Genomic DNA, 23544 nt, shown 5'->3' with positions numbered 1-23544 from the left:
CAAATCAACCATGAAATGGTTAGTAGATAAAGGCATCAATAAAAACCGATTAACAGCCAAAGGTTATGGCGAATCGCAACTAGTAAACGACTGCGGATGCGAGCCAACCAACAACTCAAACTGCACCGAAGAACAACATCAAGCCAACAGAAGATCAGAATTTGTTATCACAAAACTCTAACAAATCTATAGCAAACAAAAAAACACTCATTGTACAATGAGTGTTTTTTTTTGGTGGAACCACTTAATTATTATGATTGATTAATTGAAGAAGTAGTACTCGTTTTTAAGAATGAAAAGTACTTATTCTACATTAAATATTTATTCTTCTGTACCAACAAGTTTGCTTGCGCTTCTGTAGGTGTAAGTGTTAAAGATGTGTCTTCTTGCAAATCTTCCAGGAGATTCAGCATTTACCATTTTTACATAAATAGGTCTTGGAACACCAAAATACTCATATTTGCTACCATCTAAAAAAGTAACATATAGTACAGTGTCTTCAAAATGGTAATCGGCAATATTAGAAGTAGTAATTGTTTTGGTATATTCTGCTTTGTCTTTTTCTTGCGTTTCAGGAGCAATACTTACTAAAAAGTGATAAGCTGCAATGATAGTTTTACTTTTTTCTTCCGCGGCCAATCGTTCAGCATCATCTTGTAAAGTATCAGGATGATTGTCTTTCATGAAGTTTCTGTAAGTTGTTTTTAACTCTTTTAAAGAGGTTGCTTTTGTGCTTTTATATAAAGCTCTGTACTCAATGATTTTTTTTGTGCTCATGATTTAATTTTTTACAAAATCAATTACCGTTGAAATAAAAGATTTTATACTTTTTAAAAAGTCTAATTTTTTGCAAAGGTAAGATATTTTTTTAAAAATTACTAGTGCTCTTTGTAATTCAGATTATTAAGATTTTAAAATAGTAAGCATATAGGATAATTATTTTTCCAATATTGCTTTAATTTTAAAAAAATAGATGTACTTTTGCACCCTTAACGAGAGGAGGTGTCTATATTATGTTAATTATACCAATTAAAGACGGAGAAAATATCGATAGAGCATTAAAGCGCTATAAAAGAAAATTTGATAAAACTGGAACTGTTCGTCAGTTGCGTGCACGTCAAGCTTTCATTAAACCTTCAGTTGTAAATAGAATGAAATTCCAAAAAGCGGCTTACATTCAAAACATGAAAGACGGTTTAGAAAATTAATATTTAATTTTCATTAGAATATACTAATCGTTAGTAATTAAAGTTTCATAACTTTGTTACTAACGATTTTTTTTATTACATTTTTTTGCAAATGCATCACAATCTAAAATCTTTTAGCGATTATTTACAATTTGAAAAAAAATATTCTTTGCATACGATTAATGCGTATGTGAAAGATTTGCTATTTTTTCAAGAGTTTTTAAATGTAAATTTTGATAACGTAGCACTCGAAGCTGTCAATTATAGTTTAATTCGAAGTTGGATAGTTCAGATGGTAGATGATGGAATTTCCAATAATTCTGTAAATAGAAAAATTCAATCCTTAAAAGCGTATTATAAATTTCTACTGAAAACCAAGCAGGTGGTTGATAATCCACTTTTAAAGCATAAATCGTTAAAGGTTCCTAAAAGAATACAAATTCCGTTTTCTGAAAACGAATTAAATAATGCGCTGAACCTAATAGTCTATAAAGATGGGTTCGAAGGTATTCGGGATAAACTAATAATTGATTTGTTCTACACAACTGGTATACGAAGAGCTGAATTAATAAACTTAGAGATTCAAAATGTGAATCACTATGATAATACAATCAAGGTATTAGGGAAAAGAAATAAAGAGCGAGTTATTCCCGTTTTGCCAATTGTTGGAGGGCAAATTGTGCAATATTTAAATGAAAGAAAAAAAATAGAGAATATCAAAGATGTCAATTGTTTTTTTTTAATGTTAAATGGAGTTAAATTGAGTGAATCATTTGTGTATCGTTTAATAAATTACTACTTTAGTAATGTTTCTGAGAAAGTAAAAAAAAGTCCACACATTTTAAGACATACTTTTGCAACTCATATGCTTAATAATGGAGCTGATTTGAATTCTATAAAAGAATTACTTGGTCATTCTTCATTAGCTTCAACTCAAATATATACACATAGTAGTTTATTTGAATTGAAAAAAGTATATCAAAAATCTCATCCGAGAAACCAAGGTTAATTTTTAAAAAATAAGTACAACCATTAAAATTTTGATTATGAAGGTAAATGTTCATGCAGTTAACTTTACAGTTGACAGAAAGCTAGTAGATTTTGTTCAAGAAAGAATGGATAAATTAGAAAAATATTATGATAAAATAGTCTCGTCTGATGTTTTTTTAAAAGTTGAAAATACAAGTGATAAAGAAAATAAAATAGTTGAAATTAAAATTCATGTGCCTGGTGACGATTTTCTTGTTAAAAAACAATGCAAAAGTTTTGAAGAAGCAGTTGAATTGTCGGCAGAATCTTTAGAAAGATTATTGTTAAAAAGAAAAGAAAAAATAAGAGCGCATATTTAATAAAAATTTCTTTAAAAATATTTTGATTAAAAAATAAAATGTCTACATTTGCAGTCCGTTAGAAATAGCGGACTTTTTTTATTGATAAATGCCAGCGTAGCTCAGTTGGCTAGAGCAGCTGATTTGTAATCAGCAGGTCGTGGGTTCGAGTCCCTCCGCCGGCTCTAAAGGCATAATAGTAAAATAAAAAAAAGTTGGGGAGATACTCAAGCGGCCAACGAGGGCAGACTGTAAATCTGCTGTGTGAACTTCGCAGGTTCGAATCCTGCTCTCCCCACTAGATTGAAAATGAATTATTATAATAATTTATTTTTTAATTCTCTGCCGACTTAGCTCAGGGGTAGAGTGCTTCCTTGGTAAGGAAGAGGTCACGGGTTCAATTCCCGTAGTTGGCTCAATTTTGAATATTTTGAACACTAATAAATATATAACTAAGATTAAAAATTAAGTAAAATGGCAAAAGAAACCTTTAACCGTTCGAAACCACACTTAAATATTGGTACGATCGGACACGTAGATCACGGTAAAACAACTTTAACTGCAGCAATCACAAAAGTATTATCTGATGCTGGTTACTGTCAAGCAAAATCATTTGACCAAATTGATAATGCTCCTGAAGAAAAAGAAAGAGGTATTACTATTAATACATCTCACGTTGAATATGAAACTGCTAATCGTCACTACGCACACGTTGACTGTCCAGGTCACGCGGATTACGTAAAGAACATGGTTACAGGTGCAGCTCAAATGGACGGTGCTATTCTTGTAGTTGCTGCAACAGATGGACCAATGCCACAAACTCGTGAGCACATCCTTTTAGGTCGCCAGGTTGGTATTCCTAGAATGGTAGTTTTCATGAACAAAGTGGATATGGTTGATGATGCTGAGTTGTTAGAATTAGTTGAAATGGAAATCAGAGATTTATTATCTTTCTACGAATATGATGGAGATAATGGTCCTGTTGTTCAAGGTTCTGCCTTAGGTGGATTGAATAATGATCCAGCATGGGTTCCAAAAATTATTGAATTGATGGAAGCTGTTGATGCTTGGATTGAAGAGCCAGTACGTGATACTGATAAGCCATTCTTGATGCCGGTTGAAGATTCATTTACAATTACTGGTCGTGGAACTGTTGCTACAGGTCGTATCGAAACAGGTATTGCTAATACTGGAGATCCAGTAGAAATCATTGGAATGGGAGCTGAAAAATTAACTTCTACTATTACTGGAGTTGAGATGTTCCGTAAAATCCTTGATAGAGGTGAAGCTGGAGATAACGTTGGTTTGTTATTGAGAGGTATTGATAAGTCAGATATCAAAAGAGGTATGGTTATCATTAAGCCAGGATCTGTGAAGCCACACGCTAAATTCAAAGCAGAGGTTTATATCTTGAAAAAAGAAGAAGGTGGACGTCATACTCCATTCCACAATAACTATCGTCCTCAGTTTTACGTTCGTACAACGGATGTAACAGGTGTTATTACTTTACCAGAAGGTGTAGAGATGGTAATGCCAGGAGATAACTTAACAATTAATGTTGCTTTGTTAAGTCCAATCGCAATGAATGTTGGATTACGTTTCGCTATACGTGAAGGTGGTAGAACAGTAGGTGCTGGACAAGTAACTGAAATTGTAGAGTAATTTGTAACAAAATAAAAGAAACCAGTATTGTTGAAAAACAATGCTGGTTTTATAATACGGGCGTAGTTCAAGGGTAGAATAGCGGTCTCCAAAACCGTTGATGGGGGTTCGAATCCCTCCGCCCGTGCAATAAAAATATTAAGTATCATGTCAAAAGTAATAAATTATTTTTCGGAAGCATTTGAGGAACTGAAGTCAAATGTTACATGGCCTGAGTGGGCTGAAGTACAAAAATTGACAATTGTAGTTGCTGTTTTTTCTTTGGTTTTTGCTCTTGCAACTTGGGGAGTAGATGAGCTTTTCGCAAAGGCAATTGAAGGTTTTTTTAACTGGATTAAAGGATAAAATTTCTTATGGCTGATATTAATGTAAAAAAATGGTACGTAGTTAGAGCTGTTAGCGGTCAAGAGAATAAGGTTAAATCTTATATCGAAACTGAAATTAACAGACTTGGGATGTCAGATTACATTTCTCAGGTTTTAGTTCCTACTGAAAAAGTAGTTCAGGTTCGTGATGGAAAAAAAATATCTAAAGATAAGGTATATTTTCCTGGATACGTTATGATAGAGGCTAACTTGGCAGGAGAAATACCGCACATAATCAAATCAATTACAGGAGTTATTGGTTTCTTAGGTGAAGTTAAAAATGGTGATCCTGTGCCTTTGAGAATGTCAGAAGTAAATAGAATGCTTGGTAAAGTAGATGAGTTAGCTGTAAATACAGAAACGCAATCTATACCATTTAAGATAAATGAAACTGTGAAAGTTATTGATGGTCCATTTAATGGTTTTAATGGAACTATTGATAAGATTAATGAAGAAAAGCGTAAGCTTGAAGTAATGGTTAAAATTTTCGGAAGAAAAACGCCATTAGAATTAAGCTTCATGCAAGTTGAAAAAGTATAATTTTTTGTTACATATATAATAAACCACGTTTTCGCTTCCAATGATTGCGTGTTAAATTTTTAAACAATGGCTAAAGAGATTAGTAAAGTAGTTAAACTACAAGTTAAGGGAGGTGCTGCGAACCCATCGCCACCGGTTGGACCTGCTCTGGGAGCTGCTGGTGTTAATATCATGGAATTCTGTAAGCAATTTAATGCTAGAACCCAAGATCAACCTGGCAAAGTATTACCGGTACAAATTACCGTGTACAAAGACAAATCATTCGATTTTGTTGTAAAAACTCCACCTGCTGCAATTCAATTATTGGATGTTACTAAATTGAAATCGGGATCAGGAGAACCTAATCGTAAAAAAGTAGCAAGCGTTACTTGGGATCAGATTAAGGCTATCGCTGATGATAAGATGGTAGATTTAAATTCATTTACTGCTGAGTCTGCTATGAGTATGATTGCTGGAACAGCTAGATCTATGGGAATAACTGTAACTGGAGATTCTCCTCTAAAAAAGTAAGAAATGGCAAAATTGACAAAAAAACAAAAAGAAGCTGCTTCAAAAATTGAAAAGAATAAATTATACTCACTTAAAGATGCTTCATCTTTATTGAAAGTAGTTGCTTCTGCAAAATTTGACGAATCTGTAGATATTGCTGTAAAACTTGGAGTAGATCCTAGAAAAGCAAATCAAATGGTAAGAGGAGTAGTTACTCTTCCTCATGGAACTGGTAAAGATACTAAAGTATTAGCTTTAGTAACTCCAGATAAAGAAGCAGAAGCGAAAGCTGCTGGTGCTGACTATGTTGGATTAGATGATTACTTGCAAAAAATTAAAGATGGTTGGACAGACGTTGATGTAATTATCACAATGCCAGCAATCATGGGTAAATTAGGTCCTTTAGGTCGTGTATTAGGACCAAGAGGTTTAATGCCAAACCCAAAAACTGGAACTGTAACAATGGAAATTGGAAAAGCAGTTGCAGAGGTAAAAGCTGGTAAAATTGACTTTAAAGTTGATAAAACTGGTATCGTTCACGCAGGAATTGGTAGAGTGTCTTTTGATGCTGACAAACTTGTTGACAACGCTCACGAAATTATTCAAACATTAATTAAATTAAAACCAACAGCAGCTAAAGGTACTTACATTAAGTCTATTTACTTATCAAGTACTATGAGTCCTGGTATTGCACTTGACCCAAAGGCTGTATAATTGGTAGTTAAACAAATTTTATTATGACTAGAGAAGAAAAATCAATCGCGATAGAAGATTTAACTGCAAAGTTGGCTGAAAGTAATATTATATATATTGCAGATACTTCTGGATTAAATGCTGAAACTACATCTAACTTAAGAAGAGCTTGTTTCAAAGCTGGAATTAAATTAGAAGTTGTTAAGAATACATTGCTTGAGAAAGCTATGGAAGCTTCTGCAAATGATTATGGTGATTTAGCATCTGTATTAAAAGGAAACTCTTCTGTTTTTATTGCAGATATTGCTAACGCACCTGCAAAAATCATCAAAGATTTCCGTAAGAAATCAGAAAAACCTGCTTTTAAAGGAGCTTATATCAATGGTGAAATTTACATCGGAGATAATCTTTTAGACAGTTTAGCTTCATTAAAATCGAAAGAGGAAGTTATTGGAGAAATCATTGGATTACTTCAATCTCCTGCTAAACGTATCATCTCAGCTTTATTGAACAATGCTGAGCAAAAAGGTGAATCAGCAGAATAATTAGCGCACGAGTAAACAAAAATAAATTACAAAACATTTTAAACGATAGAAAAAATGGCAGATTTGAAACAATTCGCAGAACAATTGGTTAACCTTACTGTAAAAGAAGTTAACGATTTAGCTACAATTTTAAAAGACGAGTACGGAATCGAACCAGCTGCTGCAGCTGTAGTAGTTGCTGCTGGTGGTGGTGAAGCTGCTGCTGAAGAGCAAACAGAATTTACTGTAGTACTTAAAGAAGCTGGTGCTTCTAAATTAGCAGTAGTTAAAGCGGTTAAAGAATTAACTGGTTTAGGATTGAAAGAAGCTAAAGATATGGTAGATGGTGCTCCAGCAAATATTAAAGAAGGAGTATCTAAAGCTGAAGCTGAAGGTTTGAAAAAATCTTTAGAAGAAGCTGGAGCTGTTGTTGAGTTAAAATAACTCTTACATAGTTTTAGAACAAGGTTTAGGTCTTGAGTTTAACCACTCAATGACCTAAACCATTTTTCGTATAATAAAATTATTACACATTTTATTATAAAATACGAAATAGCTTTTAGTCAATACGAAGAAGAAAATTTACAGATACTGGTTTATTTTTGAGATGTATTGATCATAAAAAGAAAGTATACGTTAAATAGTGTTTTACACAAAAATTACTTTTTTTAAATCAAAATTTTGTCCATTGATGATAACAAATCAGACTGAAAGATTGAATTTTGCCTCTACGAAAAATATACCACAATACCCAGATTTTCTGGATGTTCAGGTTAAATCGTTTAAAGATTTTTTCCAACTGGAAACCAAATCTGATGAAAGAGGCAACGAAGGTTTATACAATACCTTCATGGAAAATTTTCCAATCACAGATACAAGAAACCAATTTGTATTAGAATTCCTTGATTACTTCGTTGATCCACCACGTTATACCATTCAAGAGTGTATCGAAAGAGGATTAACTTACAGTGTACCTCTTAAGGCACGTCTTAAATTATATTGTACAGATCCTGAACATGAGGATTTTGAAACTATAGTTCAAGATGTTTACTTAGGAACGATTCCTTATATGACACCAAGTGGAACATTTGTTATAAATGGAGCTGAACGTGTTGTAGTTTCTCAATTGCACCGTTCTCCAGGAGTTTTCTTTGGTCAATCATTCCATGCAAATGGTACTAAATTGTATTCTGCTAGAGTAATTCCTTTCAAAGGTTCTTGGATAGAATTTGCAACCGATATCAATAACGTAATGTATGCGTATATTGACAGAAAGAAAAAATTACCAGTTACAACTCTTTTCCGTGCCATCGGTTTCGAAAGAGATAAAGATATTCTTGAAATTTTTGACCTTGCAGAAGAAATCAAAGTTTCAAAAACAGGTCTTAAAAAATATATTGGTAGAAAATTAGCTGCGAGAGTATTAAATACTTGGCACGAGGATTTCGTTGATGAAGATACAGGCGAAGTTGTTTCTATTGAGCGTAACGAAATTATTTTAGATAGAGATACTATCTTAGACAAAGACAACGTAGAAGAAATTCTTGATGCTGATGTCAAAGTAATTTTGTTGCACAAGGAAGATAATAATCAAGTAGATTATGCCATCATCCACAATACATTACAGAAAGATCCAACAAACTCAGAAAAAGAAGCTGTTGAGCACATTTACAGACAATTGCGTAATGCAGAACCGCCTGATGAAGAAACTGCTCGTGGTATTATCGATAAATTATTCTTCTCTGACCAACGTTATAACTTAGGTGAAGTTGGTCGTTACAGAATGAACAAAAAACTTGGTTTAGATATTCCAATGGAAAAGCAAGTGCTTACCAAAGAAGATATCATTACCATTGTAAAATATTTGATCGAATTGATCAACTCTAAAGCAGAGATTGATGATATTGATCACTTATCAAACCGTCGTGTAAGAACAGTTGGTGAACAACTTTCTCAACAATTCGGTGTTGGTTTAGCTCGTATGGCCAGAACTATTCGTGAGAGAATGAACGTTAGAGATAACGAGGTGTTTACACCAATCGATTTGATTAATGCTAAAACATTATCATCGGTTATCAACTCTTTCTTTGGTACAAACCAGTTGTCTCAATTTATGGATCAAACGAATCCATTGGCTGAGATTACGCACAAAAGAAGATTATCAGCACTTGGACCAGGTGGACTTTCAAGAGAAAGAGCAGGATTTGAGGTACGTGACGTTCACTATACGCACTACGGAAGACTTTGCCCAATTGAAACCCCAGAAGGACCAAACATTGGACTTATTTCGTCACTTGGTGTGTACGCTAAAGTGAACGGAATGGGATTTATTGAAACTCCTTACCGTAAAGTAACTAATGGTGTAGTTGATTTAGAATCTACTCCTGTATATTTAAGTGCAGAGGAAGAAGAAGGTAAATTAATTGCTCAGGCAAATATCGAAATGGACGCGAATGGTAAAATTACCGCTGGTAATGTTATTGCTCGTGAAGAAGGAGATTTCCCAGTAGTTGAACCATCTGCTGTACATTATACCGACGTTGCTCCAAACCAAATTGCTTCAATTTCGGCTTCATTAATTCCTTTCTTGGAACATGATGATGCGAATAGAGCATTGATGGGATCCAACATGATGCGTCAGGCTGTACCATTGTTACGTCCTGAAGCTCCAATTGTTGGTACCGGTTTAGAGCGTCAAGTGGCTTCTGATTCTAGAGTATTAATTAATGCTGAAGGAAACGGAACAGTTGAATACGTTGATGCGAATATGATTACTATCAAATACGATAGAACGGAAGCTGAAAGAATGGTAAGTTTTGATTCTGATGATAAAACTTATCAGTTAATCAAATTCAGAAAAACCAATCAAAGTACTTCTATAAACTTGAAACCAATCGTAAGAAAAGGTGACAGAGTTCAATTAGGACAAGTGCTTTGTGAAGGTTACGCAACTCAAAACGGAGAATTAGCAATCGGTAGAAACCTTAAAGTAGCATTTATGCCATGGAAAGGGTACAACTTCGAGGATGCAATTGTAATCTCTGAAAAAGTGGTGCGTGATGATATTTTTACCTCAATCCACGTAGATGATTATTCATTAGAAGTTAGAGATACTAAATTAGGTAACGAAGAGTTGACTAATGATATTCCTAACGTTTCTGAAGAAGCTACTAAAGATTTAGATGAAAACGGAATGATCAGAATTGGAGCTGAAGTTAAACCTGGCGACATTCTTATCGGAAAAATTACACCAAAAGGAGAATCAGATCCAACTCCAGAAGAAAAACTTTTAAGAGCTATCTTCGGTGATAAAGCTGGTGATGTAAAAGATGCTTCATTAAAAGCGTCTCCTTCATTACACGGTGTAGTTTTAGACAAAAAATTATTCGCAAGAGCGGTAAAAGATAAACGTAAGAGAACACAAGATAAAGATGCTTTAACTTCTTTAGAATTAGAATTTGAAACAAAATTTGTTGAATTAAAAGACAAGTTAGTTGAAAAATTATTCCTAATTGTAAACGGAAAAACATCTCAAGGTGTAATGAACGATTTGGGTGAAGAAGTTTTACCAAAAGGTAAAAAATATACTCAGAAAATGCTTTATGCTGTAGAAGATTTTGCTCACCTTACTAAAGGACAATGGGTTGCAGATGATGAAACTAACCGTTTGGTTAATGACTTAATCCACAACTACAAAATCAAATTAAACGATTTACAAGGTGCTTTAAGAAGAGAGAAATTCACTATTACTGTTGGAGATGAACTTCCTGCAGGAATCTTGAAATTGGCTAAAGTATATATCGCTAAGAAACGTAAACTGAAAGTTGGGGATAAAATGGCAGGACGTCACGGTAACAAAGGTATTGTTGCTCGTATCGTTCGTCACGAAGATATGCCTTTCCTTGAAGACGGAACTCCAGTTGATATTGTATTGAATCCACTTGGTGTACCTTCTCGTATGAACATCGGGCAAATTTATGAAACTGTTTTGGGATGGGCAGGTCAAAAATTAGGTAAGAAATTTGCAACACCAATTTTTGATGGTGCAACACTTGACCAAATTAATGGCTTTACAGACGAAGCAGGAATTCCAAGATTTGGACATACCTATTTATATGACGGTGGAACCGGAGAACGTTTCCATCAGCCAGCAACAGTAGGTGTAATCTATATGTTGAAATTAGGACACATGGTTGACGATAAGATGCACGCACGTTCAATCGGACCATACTCACTTATTACACAACAACCACTTGGAGGTAAAGCTCAATTTGGAGGTCAGCGTTTTGGAGAGATGGAAGTTTGGGCACTTGAAGCTTATGGAGCATCAAGTACACTACGTGAAATTCTTACAGTAAAATCGGATGACGTTATTGGTAGAGCCAAAACTTACGAAGCAATCGTAAAAGGTGAATCAATGCCAGAACCAGGATTGCCTGAATCATTCAATGTATTGATGCATGAATTGAAAGGTCTTGGATTAGACATCAGATTAGAAGAATAGTATTCAGTGGTCAGTATTTAGTGAGCAGTTAACAAACTGAACACTGAATACTGAACACTTTTTAAATAGGTTTTTAAAGATTTAGACCCGTAAACCGTTCCGATTTTTTATAAGATGAATTCATTTTATAACTAGCACTTCAGAAATCAGTTTTGAAGTTTAGAGAAGTAACCCGAGGTAGTGTTTAAGTCAAAAGTTTGAAAGTCCAAAGTCCAAAGTCATTCGTGACTTTATAGACTTTATGACATTTGACTTTAGACTAAAGCCAGAATCAATTTTTTAATTGCAAATAAATCAATAGTAAAAACTATGATGAATAACAGAAATAATAAGGACAACAAAGGTACAGCGCCTAAAAGATTTGAAAAAATCTCTATTGGTTTGGCTTCGCCAGAATCAATTTTAGCTGAATCAAGAGGTGAAGTTTTAAAGCCTGAAACAATTAATTACAGAACACACAAGCCAGAACGTGATGGTCTTTTCTGCGAGCGAATTTTCGGTCCAGTTAAAGATTTTGAATGTGCTTGTGGAAAATATAAAAGAATTCGCTACAAAGGAATCGTTTGCGACCGTTGTGGTGTAGAAGTTACAGAGAAAAAAGTACGTCGTGATAGAGTAGGACACATCAACCTTGTTGTGCCAATCGCTCACATTTGGTATTTCCGTTCTCTTCCAAACAAAATTGGTTACATTTTAGGTTTGCCATCTAAGAAATTAGACATGATTATCTACTACGAAAGATATGTAGTGATCCAAGCTGGTATTGCCAAAAACGCTGAAGGAGAATCGTTACAAAGACTTGATTTCTTAACTGAAGAAGAGTATTTGAACATCTTAGATACACTTCCTGCAGACAACCAATATCTTGATGATTTTGATCCAAATAAATTCGTTGCCAAAATGGGAGCGGAATGTATTATGGATTTATTGGCTAGAACTGATTTAGATGCACTTTCTTATTCATTAAGACACAGCGCAAACAATGAAACTTCTAAACAAAGAAAAACAGAAGCATTAAAAAGATTGCAAGTAGTGGAGTCATTCCGTGATTCTAACTTGAACAGAGAGAATCGTCCAGAATGGATGATTATGAAAGTGGTTCCAGTTATTCCACCAGAATTGCGTCCGTTAGTACCACTAGATGGTGGTCGTTTCGCAACTTCAGATTTGAATGACTTGTACCGTAGAGTAATCATCAGAAACAATCGTTTGAAAAGATTAATGGAGATCAAAGCTCCAGAAGTGATCTTAAGAAACGAAAAACGTATGTTGCAAGAATCTGTAGATTCATTATTTGATAACACGCGTAAAGCTTCTGCTGTTAAAACTGAATCTAACAGACCATTAAAATCTTTATCGGATTCGTTAAAAGGTAAACAAGGTCGTTTCCGTCAAAACTTATTAGGAAAACGTGTCGATTATTCTGCGCGTTCGGTAATTGTTGTTGGACCAGAAATGAAATTGTTCGAATGTGGTCTTCCTAAAGATATGGCTGCCGAATTATACAAACCATTCGTTATTCGTAAATTAATCGAAAGAGGAATCGTTAAAACAGTTAAATCGGCTAAGAAAATAATCGACAAAAAAGAACCAGTTGTTTGGGATATTTTAGAAAATGTAATCAAAGGGCATCCAGTATTACTGAATCGTGCTCCTACATTACACAGATTGGGTATTCAAGCTTTCCAACCAAAATTAATTGAAGGAAAAGCAATCCAATTACACCCATTAGTGTGTACGGCATTCAACGCGGATTTTGATGGTGACCAGATGGCGGTTCACTTACCACTTGGACCAGAAGCTATTTTGGAAGCACAATTATTAATGTTGGCTTCTCACAATATCTTGAATCCTGCGAATGGTGCTCCAATTACTGTACCTTCTCAAGACATGGTATTGGGTCTGTATTACATGACCAAAGAAAGATTGTCTACTCCAGAGCACAAAATATTAGGTCAAGATTTGACTTTCTATTCTGCGGAAGAAGTAAATATTGCATTAAACGAAGGAAGATTAGAATTGAATGCGCGTGTAAGAGTTCGTGCAAAAGATTTTAACGAAGCTGGAGAATTAGTGTACAAAGTAATCCAAACTACTGCAGGTAGAGTACTTTTTAACGAAGTAGTTCCTCCAGCAGCTGGATACATCAATGAAGTATTGACTAAAAAATCTTTACGTGATATTATTGGAAAAATCTTGTCGGTAACAGATGTTCCTACAACTGCAGCTTTCCTTGATGAAATGAAAGATATGGGTTACAAATTTGCCTTTAAAGGTGGATTGTCATTCTCATTAGGAGATATCAAAATTCCAGAACAAAAAACACAATTAATCGCTGATGCTCGAGTTCAAGTGGAAGGAATTTCTCTGAACTATAACATGGGATTAATTACCAATAACGAACGTTACAACCAAGTTATTGATATCTGGACATCTGCAAATGCACAACTTACAGAATTAGCAATGAAAAATATCCGTGAAGACCAACAAGGTTTCAACTCGGTATATATGATGCTTGACTCTGGAGCGCGTGGATCTAAAGAACAAATTCGTCAGTTAACTGGTATGCGTGGTTTGATGGCTAAGCCTAAAAAATCTACTGCTGGTGGTGGTGAAATTATTGAAAATCCAATTCTTTCTAACTTTAAGGAAGGGCTTTCAATCTTAGAATACTTTATCTCTACTCACGGTGCGCGTAAAGGACTTGCGGATACGGCTTTGAAAACTGCCGATGCGGGTTACCTTACTCGTAGATTACATGATGTATCGCAAGATGTTATTGTAAACTCAGTAGATTGTGGTACTTTAAGAGGAATTGAAGTTTCGGCTTTAAAGAAAAATGAGGAAATAGTTGAAACATTAGGTGAAAGAATTTTAGGACGTGTGGCATTGCAAGATGTAATCAATCCTTTAACTTCTGAAGTTATTGTAAATGCAGGTGAACAAATTACTGAAGCATTAGTGAAAATTATTGAGGTTTCTCCAATTGAAAAAGTTGAAGTACGTTCGCCTCTTGTATGTGAAGCTAAGAAAGGTATTTGTGCTAAATGTTATGGACGTAACTTAGCTACTGGAAAAATGACTCAAAAAGGTGAAGCTGTTGGTGTAATTGCTGCACAATCAATCGGTGAGCCAGGAACACAGTTAACACTTCGTACCTTCCACGTTGGTGGAGTTGCGGGAGGAATTTCTGAAGAATCAAGTATTATCGCTCGTTTTGCTGGTAAACTTGAAATCGAAGATTTAAAAACTGTAAAAGGTGAAGATGGAGAAGGAAATACAGTAGATATTGTTGTTTCTCGTTCAACTGAACTTAAATTGATTGACGTTAAAACAGGTATTTTATTAAGTACAAATAACATCCCTTACGGTTCAAGTATTTTTGTAAAAGACGGTGACGTTCTTGAAAAAGATGCTGTAATTTGTAAATGGGATCCATATAATGGTGTAATTGTTTCTGAATTTACAGGAAAAATTGCTTACGAAGATTTAGAGCAAGGACAATCGTTCATGGTTGAAATTGATGAGCAAACAGGTTTCCAAGAGAAAGTAATTTCTGAAGGAAGAAACAAAAAATTAATTCCAACTTTATTGGTTTACGGTAAAGATGGTGAGTTAATTCGTTCTTACAATTTACCAGTAGGAGCACACCTTATGGTAGAAGATGGAGAGAAAATTAAAGCAGGAAAAATTCTTGTGAAAATTCCTCGTCGTTCTTCTAAATCTGGAGATATTACTGGAGGTTTACCTAGAATTACAGAGTTGTTAGAGGCTCGTAATCCTTCAAACCCAGCAGTAGTTTCAGAAATTGATGGTGTAGTTTCTTTCGGAAAAATCAAAAGAGGTAATCGTGAAATCATCATCGAATCTAAATTTGGTGAGATTAAGAAATACTTAGTGAAACTTTCGGCTCAGATTCTTGTTCAAGAAAATGACTTCGTTAGAGCTGGTGTTCCTTTGTCTGATGGAGCAATTACTCCAGATGATATTTTAAGAATTCAAGGTCCATCTGCTGTTCAACAGTATTTGGTTAACGAAATTCAAGAAGTATATCGTCTTCAAGGTGTAAAAATTAATGATAAACACTTTGAGGTAGTTATCCGTCAAATGATGCGTAAAGTAAGAATCCAAGATCCAGGAGATACTTTATTCCTAGAAGAGCAATTATCACATACTAGCGATTTTATCGTTGAAAATGATAAATTGTACGGAATGAAAGTAGTTGAAGATTCTGGTGATTCTGATAATTTAAAAGCAGGTCAAATAGTTTCTCCACGTGAATTGAGAGATGAAAATTCATTACTAAAACGTAATGATAAAAACTTAGTTGTAGCTCGTGACGTTATTACAGCTACAGCAACTCCAGTATTACAAGGTATTACTAGAGCTTCGCTTCAAACTAAGTCATTCATCTCGGCAGCATCATTCCAGGAAACAACTAAAGTATTAAACGAAGCAGCAGTTGCTGGTAAAGTTGATACATTAGAAGGTCTTAAAGAAAATGTAATTGTAGGACACAGAATTCCTGCAGGAACAGGTATGAGAGATTACGACGATATCATTGTAGGTTCGAAAGAAGATTACAACGAAATGATGGCTAATAAAGAAGAATATATTTACTAATTATGAGCGACAATCAACAACAAGGACAAATCAATATTGAGTTGGATGAAAAAACTGCTGAAGGAATTTATTCTAATTTGGCAATAATTAATCATTCGGCATCAGAATTTGTTCTAGATTTTGTGACCATCATGCCTGGTGTTCCAAAGTCGAAAGTTAAATCTAGAATTATATTAACACCACAACATGCTAAAAGATTACTTAAAGCAATTGGTGAAAACATTCATAGATTTGAAGCCGCTCATGGTGAAATAAAAGATTCAGAACAACCTCATATTCCATTGAATTTTGGTCCAACTGGTCAAGCATAAATAACTGTAAACTAGTTTATAAATAAAAACTCCTCAAGAAATTGAGGAGTTTTTTTGTTTAGAAAGCTATGCTTGTTTCTATAATTAGTTTGTTACTCAATCATGTTTTAGCATGCTCTTTACAATTAAAAATGTAATTCTATAGATCAAAAGATGCTTATGTTGAGTTAGGTTATTATCTTAATGTAATTTATATAGAATAAAAAAACGGTTGCATTACTATGCAACCGTTTTAAATAAAACTTGTATTAATTTAGATTTACTTTTTAACCACTTTAATTAGTGCAGTTTTCCCTTCAGATGTAACTTTTACTAAGTATGTAGCTGTTGGTAAATTACTCATATCTAATTCAGTGCTTAATACATTTGGTGTAGCAATTTTAACTACTTGCCCAATTAAGTTTATAACTTCTATTTTATTAATTACATTACTGTAAGAGATGTTTAGAATATCTAAAACTGGATTTGGGTAATAATTTAAATTCGATACATCGAAATCGTCATTACGCAATGTAATCGAAACCGTTACTGCAAATGGTGCACTTGGACAGCCATTAACTGTATTTGTTGAATAATACGTTTGACCATCAAAAATTTGAGTTCCTGTAGCCAGTGCATTAGTACCGTTTTGAGCATCTTGTAATGTTGGATACCATGTTATAAGTGTTCCTGTTACTACTAAATCTTCTATAGTTGCATCTGCTAAATTGGCAACACCAAAACTTTGGTTTGCTGATCCTGTTGGAGCGGCAGTTGTATTAACAGTCAGTACAGCACTTACACTTGAAGTTCCGTTCCAGAATCCTCCGCCTGATGGTGGGAATCCTCCGTAAACGAAAGGAGCACTATTGTATGTGAATCTTGAAGCAACATAATAGGTGCCCGCTGGTAAGTTAGAGAATGTGTATTGGTATTCATCATTATTACCAACTTGAACATTAAAAGTAGCTAACTGCCAGCTTGACTCAGACCATGTAGCTGGGTCAGTATTTGAAGTATTTCTTCCAATCCATGCAGTTATTCCTGCACCTTGACCAGCTGCTTCAGTAACTCCAGCTTTGTAAACTTGAGCGTAGAAAGTAGCGTTACCACATGTTCCTATTGTTGCTGAACCTGGGAATTGAAGATTTACATATTGTATTGTACAATCTTCAACAGTTACAACAACTAATGTTCTTGTACTTTCACATGTAAGTAAAGTTTGAGAAACATAGTAATTACCACTACTTAAAGTTGTCGTTGGAGCTAATGCTGAACCACCATTTAGAGAAGTATACCATTGTAAGTTTGTTCCGTTTGCAACCAAATTAGCAACAGTAGCTGGTGCACAAAAAGATTGGTTGTTTGCAGTTGGAGGTGCTGTTACATTTACAGTTACATTTACCGCCGTTCTTGTACTTTCGCAAGTGTTTAATGTTTGCGATACATAATAAGTGTTGGTAGATATTGCATCTGTTGCTAGTAAAGGTGTTCCACCTGTCGCGTTTGCATACCATTGTAAATTGGTTCCAGTAGCAGTTAAATTAGCAACAGTTGCTGGACTACATAATGTTTGTGCAGTTGCAGTTGGAGCAGGTGTTAAGTTAACGGTAATTGTACCAGTTGCACTTGCACTTCCACATCCTGTAGGAGTTACAGTATAATTAAATACACCTCCAACAGTCGCAGTTCCCGAAATTGTATAAACACCGGCGTTATATGTTCCAGTTATACCAGCCGGTAATCCTGTTACAGTTGCACCTGTAGCATTTGTAGTATTGTAAACTATAGATGTTATTGGAGTATTAAAGCACACTGTTTGTGTTGCATTAGCACTATTTAACGCAATTGTTGCATTTGGATTAACTGTTACAACGGCTGTTCCGCTTGCAGTACAACTTGATGTAGATGTTGAAGTAACAGTATAATTTGAAACACCAGATGTATTGCTGCTAAAGTATACAGTTGATGCATTAGTTCCAGCATATGGAATTGTAGCTGCTGCATCGGTAAACAAGTTAGTTGTAGGTGACCATGTAATTGTAGTAGATTGATCTCCTGAAATTCTTACGTTGTCAATTGCCCAGAAGTATTCCCAGCCCGCAGTATCATATTTAAATCTAATTTTAACGTTAGATTGATTTGCAGCATTTGCAGGAAGGACAATGTTTTGTTGTACGAATCCAGCTATTCCTCCTGTTGTTGTAGTAAACGTTTGAACAGTGTTCCATGTTACTTCATTATCTATAGAGTACTCAACTTTCGCATCACCTGGATTTCTAAAATAATGCCAAAATGAAATTTTTGCAGTTGAGTAACCTATTGTGCTAAAACTTGGAGATATTAACGCAGTGTTAGCAGAACTTCCAATTCCTCCTGCATCATTATTTGATATATAGAATTGGCTTGCATCATTTGACGAGAAAACACCGTAAAAACTATAATCAAAAGGACTGTTTCTTAATGTCCACGCTATGTTAGCCGGCGTTCCTCCTGTTGAGTTATTCGTAGTAGTCCAATTATTAGTAGTTCCATTGAAATTTTCATTTAAAATCGTTATGTCAGAAATTGCTCCACCAGTAACATTTAAAGTAGAAATTGTGTTTGGACATGTAACAACTGGAGTAACAGTCAGTGCGGTTGGCACATTATTTACAGTGATTGTTACTGAATTAGAAGCCGTGCAAATACCATCAGTACCTACTACTGTGTAAACATAGGTGCCTAATGCAGTAGGTGTAAAAGCTTGTGAAGCTCCATTTACTGTTCCGCTAATACCACTTCCCGATACAGGTGATGCTGTCCAAGTATAAGTATATAATGAATTATTGCTTGATGCGGTGATATTTGTAGTACTTCCTAAGCAACTTGAAACTGCTGATGGTGTACTTAATGTAATGGACTGAGGCGCTGTTACTGTAACGGTTACAGGTGTTCTTGTACTCTCACAAGTTGTAACAGGGTTAGTGACACTTACATAAAAAGTAGTAGTACTGTTTATTGAAGTTAGGTAAGTTGTTGAAATATTACTTTGTAAAGCTGTTGTAGTTGTATTGTCAGCATACCACTTATAAATAGGTGTTGTAAAGCTATTATTGTCAGCAACAGATGCAGTTGGTATTTGTGCACCGCATTGTGAAGAATTCGTTGCTGTTGGTGCCGTAGGTAACGGATTAACTGTAACTGTAACTGTCGGTGATGGAGTTAATGGGCATCCAGAAGAAATTATAGTAGCCGTATAGGTAGTAGTCGATGTTGGACTAACCGATAAGTTGTTGGTAGTACCAACTGTATTTGTTCCATCAGACCATGAAACAGTTGTAATAGCAGGTACTAATCCACCTCCAGTAACACCTCCTGAAATATTTATTGAATAATCTTCAAATTCTCCATACGCTACTGTTAAGTTAGGATCCGTGATCAATCCTTCGTTAGATATTACACGCATTCTTGTAAGTCCGTTAAAAACAGTAGTCGGAATTGTAAAATTACCAGTCTCTGTATGTGCTCCAAGTGTAGTAGCGGTAGCAGCATAAGCTTTTTCTCCAGCATCTGTAAATACTCCATTTCTGTTGTAGTCAATGTAGATTGCCATTGAGTTATTATAAGATGTTCCAGTTGTTAAAGAACTTAATGAAAAACTATAATTAGTTCCTGCTGATAAAGCAAAAGGTCCAAATGAAGAGAAATTAGAATAACTTCCAGCAGTTCCTGTTGCTGTTCCAATTGATCCTATTAAACTGTTGATTGGCGTAGTATTGTTCAAAACTACAGTTGATGTTACAGTATTTGTAATAGTTACATTTCCTAAATCCTCATCTGATACTGGATTCGTCACTGCTGTTGGGTTAGCATAATTAGCTGGATTTGCACTGGTTAATGCAGCTGTTAAAATACTAGGGCTTCCAGCGCATGTAATAGCATTTGATGCGTTAGCAACTCCACTAACTCCCAATAGCGGTTCGTCTTTGTAAGATACACCATTAAAAGTTGACGTGATTGGTATACTGTTAGTTGCATTGATAAACCATGTAACTGTTGCATTTGTTGGTACAGATGCAGGAATCGTACCCTCCCAAATAGAGCCACTTGTATTCGTCATGGAGATTGCCGCTTGAGCCACTCCATTAAAACTGTAATTTAAAGTTACTGAACTTGTAGTGCCAGCAGATGGATTAACACTTACAGATACCAATCTAGAAGAGGTTGTACACTGATTAGTTGCTGGAGGAGTAACAGTATTTAATACTATTACAGGTGCTGGGGTAACTCCATTAAATTCGAATGCACCAAGATCTGGACTTGTTCCCGTACCTGTGTAACCTGTATTTCCGGCTCTTATTACTCCTTCGTAATCTGTTGTGAATATAGTTGGAAAAGTAATTCCTCCACTTTCTATTTGTGAAGTAATTCCAGAAACTGGTTTTAAAAAATTTGCATTTGCAGGAGTTAAATCGATAAAAAACGATCCTGGATTTTCAAATAGAAAACTTCCTTCTCTAGTAAAACTTATAGATTCTCTCGTACTAACAAACGTTTTAAAGTCTGCAATAGTTTGGTATGATGTTGTTCCATCATTGTAAATTACATTAGTTGCAGAAGGTGTTCCAGCAAAAAATAAATTTCTATTTGAACTAGTTTGATAGTTATTTAATGCAGTAATAGATCTTCTAAATGCAGCAGTAATTCCAGTTCCATTAGCTACAGATTGATTAATTATAATATTTCCAATCATGTCTAAAGCGCCTATCGATGCAGTAGCATTACCTGCATGAAATAGGCCAGTTGTACCAAAATTAGTACCAGTGGAAGTTGCATTTAGGTAAACAGAATTATTGTAAACTTTATAAGTAGATGCTGCAACTGTTGATTGCACTTGAATACCCATAATAGAATTTATTGCAGTTCCTAATGGATTAGTCAAACCGCCAACTATATTGTTGTAACAATTTACGTTCACTCCACCTTGTAGTACAAAACCGTTTACTGCACCACTATTTGTTGTTGCAGCACTAGCATTAAGAGTATGAATTTTGTTAGCATACAAGTTAATGTTTCCTGCAGTTCCAAGTGCAGCAATACCTCCAATTAAAGGTGTTACACCAGATGCATTTAGACCAAAAACAGAATGGTTAAAAACGTTTGTAGTACCAGCTGTTCCTGCGCCTGCATTTATTCCTAATACTTGCCCATTAGAAGAAGCATTGTTAAATGTGTTTACAATGTTATTGTTTACATTTAATGCAGTAACTGCATGACCACCTATTAAAATACCATTTATGTTAAGACCAGTTCCAGTTCCAGTTGAAGTTAAATTAGTTACAGTATTGTTAGCTATTGTATGCAAAGTACCAGTATTTAAAGTGCCAAAAGTTACACCAGTAATAGTTCCTGCAGAAGTAATATTGTTTATAACGTTATTAGTTACAGCCGAATTTGAATTACCATAATTAAATGAAATTCCAGTAATGCTATTTGTTCCACCTGTCCAATTTGTAAAAGTATTTCCTGAAAATGTTTTAGTAGGTAACGATGCAGCAGTTCCATCGGAGGTAGTCCATCCTGTAATTCCTGTTGCTCCTGTTACGGTAATTCCAGAAAAATTATTACCACTTGAAGTATGAGTAGTTCCGGTTGGTGAGCTAGCGCTTGATGTATATCCCGTAACTGTTCCACCAGCGCCAGTTTTATTAAAACCTCCTGTGATTGTATTATTGTTGTAAACTTGTACTCCACCAGCAGGCATAGTATAAGATGCTGATATAAAAGTAGCGCTTCCAGTTGTATTCGCCGTTAGCGAATTAAATGTGTTGTTCGAAACAGATACGTTTAAATGAGGTCCGACTTGTTGTATAAAAATTAACGCTCCACTTGCGGCAGCGATTGTATGTGAAAGACCATTAAAAGTATTATTGTTGATAGCAATAACAGAGGTCGCAGAAGCAGTTGTGCCTTCTGAAATGATTCCAGAAATTGCTCCAGCCAATACACCACTTTGAATGTTTAAAGTGTTATTGTTAATGGCATTTGTAAAAGTTCCTATTGGTGAGTTGTTAAATGCTGGTATAAAAATTCCTCTCAAAGTTCCAGCTGTCGTTCCTCCCACAGAACTTGTTACAGTGTTGTTTGAAATTGTAAAATTCTTAGTATTTCGAACCAAAATACCATTTACAGTTCCAGATACATTGGCAAAACCAGAAAAAGTTCCTGTACTACCAAAATTGGTTATTGTATTTCCTAAACCAGTACCACCAATGATTAATCCATCATTGTGATCAGCTGCAGCTGTTGGGCCAACTATAGATATACCTTGATTAACATCAGTTATTGTGTTTCCTGTTATGGTAAGATTACTATTTCCTCCAGTTATTCCAGTCGCTGTTGCAGATGTCGTAGCTGCAATTGCTGTATGCGTTGAATTAGCATAGATACCAAAAGTATTTTGATAGGTACGTGTCAAATCGATAGTACAATTTCTAATTGTAACGTTTTGACAGCCATTTGTCGCAGTTGCATAAAATAAGGCTACACCAAATTCAGTCATATTGTTAGTTCCAGCAGCAGTTGTAACGTTTGCTGCGTTTTCTAACATCGTAAAACCATCAATGGTAATAAAATCACCACCAATAATTTTGAATATTGCATCAGTCAATGTTCCAGAAACCAATGCTCCAGAAGCAGTGAAGGTTGGATTGCTGCCAGTACCACTTTTTATAAAAGTAATGGTACTGCCGGACGTTCCTGTTGCTGAAATGCTAAAACCACCTACTGGCGCTATTTCGACGTGGCCAGCAATTACTTCACAAAGTATAGTTCCTGTGTGAGTTGTACCGTCGTTAATAGCTGTAATAGCGGCTGCTAAAGTTGGGTACGTAGCTGATGGTGAAGTACCAGTAGCAGAAGTTACCGTCACCTGCGCGCTGGTGCTAAAAGCCGAAAATAGTATGAAAAAAAACAAAGCGAACTTGTTTTTTTTGTCTACTATTTTGTTGAGTTTGGATTTTATTTCCATTCTCAAAGAATTGTAAAAATTCATCATAGAGTAAGTATTAATTAATAATTTTTGGTTTAAGTTTTAAATACAAAAGTGTAAAATTAGTAAATTAAATGTTAAATTTTAGTTTTATGGATTTAATTATTATGAAATTATTACGTAAAATTTATAAAATTGCTAACATTAACTTTTTTATCGATGTATTACTTTTTTTATCGGTTAAACGACGACTTGTTAACTCTTTAACTTTCTATTAACATTACGTAATTGAAGTGCCTGTAGTTTTAAAATTTTTATTTTTGAGTTTTTCTAACTACTTTATTTTAGTTTTAGTTTTAGTTGAAG

The 23544-nt window shown here is 34.9% G+C and carries 16 protein-coding genes and 4 tRNA genes; 18 read left to right on the top strand and 2 right to left on the bottom strand.

Features of this window, described 5'->3' with window-relative positions; translation table 11 throughout:
- A partial coding sequence (locus tag ACZ098_RS15770; protein WP_487312726.1) for an OmpA family protein occupies positions 1-181 on the top strand: 181 nt, incomplete at its 5' end.
- Between the two features lie 140 nt (positions 182-321).
- Here ACZ098_RS15770 and ACZ098_RS15765 read toward each other — a convergent pair.
- Positions 322-777, bottom strand: coding sequence for a KTSC domain-containing protein (locus ACZ098_RS15765; protein WP_487312725.1), 456 nt, complete (start codon positions 775-777; stop codon positions 322-324).
- A gap of 236 nt (positions 778-1013) precedes the next feature.
- Here ACZ098_RS15765 and rpsU point away from each other — a divergent pair, with 236 nt between their 5' ends.
- From rpsU to ACZ098_RS15680, 17 genes are all read left to right on the top strand, one after another.
- Positions 1014-1208: a 30S ribosomal protein S21 gene (gene rpsU / locus ACZ098_RS15760; protein ID WP_487312724.1), complete on the top strand. Its 195-nt coding sequence runs from the start codon at positions 1014-1016 to the stop codon at positions 1206-1208.
- A 91-nt stretch (positions 1209-1299) separates the two neighbouring features.
- Positions 1300-2196, top strand: a complete 897-nt coding sequence (locus ACZ098_RS15755) for a tyrosine-type recombinase/integrase (protein ID WP_487312723.1) — start codon at positions 1300-1302, stop codon at positions 2194-2196.
- Between the two features lie 37 nt (positions 2197-2233).
- Positions 2234-2536 carry a ribosome hibernation-promoting factor, HPF/YfiA family gene (hpf, locus tag ACZ098_RS15750; protein WP_487312722.1) on the top strand — a complete coding sequence of 101 codons (303 nt, stop codon included), beginning with the start codon at positions 2234-2236 and terminating at the stop codon, positions 2534-2536.
- A gap of 90 nt (positions 2537-2626) precedes the next feature.
- A tRNA-Thr gene (locus ACZ098_RS15745) sits at positions 2627-2700 on the top strand.
- 32 nt (positions 2701-2732) lie between these two features.
- Positions 2733-2813, top strand: a tRNA-Tyr gene (locus tag ACZ098_RS15740).
- A gap of 46 nt (positions 2814-2859) precedes the next feature.
- A tRNA-Thr gene (locus ACZ098_RS15735) sits at positions 2860-2931 on the top strand.
- Between the two features lie 58 nt (positions 2932-2989).
- Positions 2990-4177 (top strand): elongation factor Tu, encoded by a 1188-nt coding sequence (gene tuf, locus ACZ098_RS15730; protein WP_487312721.1) that lies wholly within the window; start codon positions 2990-2992, stop codon positions 4175-4177.
- Between the two features lie 56 nt (positions 4178-4233).
- A tRNA-Trp gene (locus tag ACZ098_RS15725) sits at positions 4234-4304 on the top strand.
- Between the two features lie 20 nt (positions 4305-4324).
- On the top strand, positions 4325-4522 hold the full coding sequence (secE, locus tag ACZ098_RS15720; RefSeq protein ID WP_487312720.1) for a preprotein translocase subunit SecE: 198 nt from the start codon (positions 4325-4327) through the stop codon (positions 4520-4522).
- An 8-nt stretch (positions 4523-4530) separates the two neighbouring features.
- Complete coding sequence (gene nusG / locus ACZ098_RS15715) at positions 4531-5082, top strand: transcription termination/antitermination protein NusG (protein WP_487312719.1); 552 nt, start codon at positions 4531-4533, stop codon at positions 5080-5082.
- Between the two features lie 66 nt (positions 5083-5148).
- Positions 5149-5592 carry a 50S ribosomal protein L11 gene (gene rplK / locus ACZ098_RS15710; RefSeq protein WP_487312718.1) on the top strand — a complete coding sequence of 148 codons (444 nt, stop codon included), beginning with the start codon at positions 5149-5151 and terminating at the stop codon, positions 5590-5592.
- A 3-nt stretch (positions 5593-5595) separates the two neighbouring features.
- Positions 5596-6285 (top strand): 50S ribosomal protein L1, encoded by a 690-nt coding sequence (gene rplA, locus ACZ098_RS15705; protein WP_487312717.1) that lies wholly within the window; start codon positions 5596-5598, stop codon positions 6283-6285.
- A 23-nt stretch (positions 6286-6308) separates the two neighbouring features.
- Positions 6309-6809 (top strand): 50S ribosomal protein L10, encoded by a 501-nt coding sequence (gene rplJ, locus ACZ098_RS15700; protein WP_487312716.1) that lies wholly within the window; start codon positions 6309-6311, stop codon positions 6807-6809.
- A 54-nt stretch (positions 6810-6863) separates the two neighbouring features.
- Positions 6864-7232 (top strand): 50S ribosomal protein L7/L12, encoded by a 369-nt coding sequence (rplL, locus tag ACZ098_RS15695; protein ID WP_487312715.1) that lies wholly within the window; start codon positions 6864-6866, stop codon positions 7230-7232.
- 247 nt (positions 7233-7479) lie between these two features.
- A complete protein-coding gene (gene rpoB / locus ACZ098_RS15690; protein ID WP_487312714.1) occupies positions 7480-11292 on the top strand; it encodes a DNA-directed RNA polymerase subunit beta in 3813 nt (1270 codons plus the stop codon).
- A gap of 309 nt (positions 11293-11601) precedes the next feature.
- Entirely contained in the window at positions 11602-15915 is a 4314-nt protein-coding gene (rpoC, locus tag ACZ098_RS15685; RefSeq protein ID WP_487312713.1) for a DNA-directed RNA polymerase subunit beta', read from the top strand.
- 2 nt (positions 15916-15917) lie between these two features.
- Positions 15918-16226, top strand: a complete 309-nt coding sequence (locus ACZ098_RS15680) for a DUF3467 domain-containing protein (protein WP_487312712.1) — start codon at positions 15918-15920, stop codon at positions 16224-16226.
- A 259-nt stretch (positions 16227-16485) separates the two neighbouring features.
- Here ACZ098_RS15680 and ACZ098_RS15675 read toward each other — a convergent pair whose 3' ends face one another.
- Positions 16486-23244: a GEVED domain-containing protein gene (locus ACZ098_RS15675; RefSeq protein ID WP_487312711.1), complete on the bottom strand. Its 6759-nt coding sequence runs from the start codon at positions 23242-23244 to the stop codon at positions 16486-16488.
- Between the last annotated feature and the right edge of the window lie 300 nt (positions 23245-23544).

It is taken from the genome of Flavobacterium sp. SP2, assembly GCF_057626655.1.
Note: the sequence above shows the minus strand (reverse complement) of the source record. Positions and strands in the feature narration are given on the sequence as shown.

Bases quoted from the DNA above. Each gene is read 5' to 3' on its own strand.
- rplK (WP_487312718.1), top strand. From the start codon at position 5,149: ATGGCTAAAGAGATTAGTAAAGTAGTTAAACTACAAGTTAAGGGAGGT.
- ACZ098_RS15675 (WP_487312711.1), bottom strand. From the start codon at position 23,244: ATGATGAATTTTTACAATTCTTTGAGAATGGAAATAAAATCCAAACTC.
- rplA (WP_487312717.1), top strand. From the start codon at position 5,596: ATGGCAAAATTGACAAAAAAACAAAAAGAAGCTGCTTCAAAAATTGAA.
- rplL (WP_487312715.1), top strand. From the start codon at position 6,864: ATGGCAGATTTGAAACAATTCGCAGAACAATTGGTTAACCTTACTGTA.
- ACZ098_RS15680 (WP_487312712.1), top strand. From the start codon at position 15,918: ATGAGCGACAATCAACAACAAGGACAAATCAATATTGAGTTGGATGAA.
- hpf (WP_487312722.1), top strand. From the start codon at position 2,234: ATGAAGGTAAATGTTCATGCAGTTAACTTTACAGTTGACAGAAAGCTA.
- rpsU (WP_487312724.1), top strand. From the start codon at position 1,014: ATGTTAATTATACCAATTAAAGACGGAGAAAATATCGATAGAGCATTA.
- rplJ (WP_487312716.1), top strand. From the start codon at position 6,309: ATGACTAGAGAAGAAAAATCAATCGCGATAGAAGATTTAACTGCAAAG.
- ACZ098_RS15765 (WP_487312725.1), bottom strand. From the start codon at position 777: ATGAGCACAAAAAAAATCATTGAGTACAGAGCTTTATATAAAAGCACA.
- rpoB (WP_487312714.1), top strand. From the start codon at position 7,480: ATGATAACAAATCAGACTGAAAGATTGAATTTTGCCTCTACGAAAAAT.
- tuf (WP_487312721.1), top strand. From the start codon at position 2,990: ATGGCAAAAGAAACCTTTAACCGTTCGAAACCACACTTAAATATTGGT.
- ACZ098_RS15755 (WP_487312723.1), top strand. From the start codon at position 1,300: ATGCATCACAATCTAAAATCTTTTAGCGATTATTTACAATTTGAAAAA.
- nusG (WP_487312719.1), top strand. From the start codon at position 4,531: ATGGCTGATATTAATGTAAAAAAATGGTACGTAGTTAGAGCTGTTAGC.
- rpoC (WP_487312713.1), top strand. From the start codon at position 11,602: ATGATGAATAACAGAAATAATAAGGACAACAAAGGTACAGCGCCTAAA.
- secE (WP_487312720.1), top strand. From the start codon at position 4,325: ATGTCAAAAGTAATAAATTATTTTTCGGAAGCATTTGAGGAACTGAAG.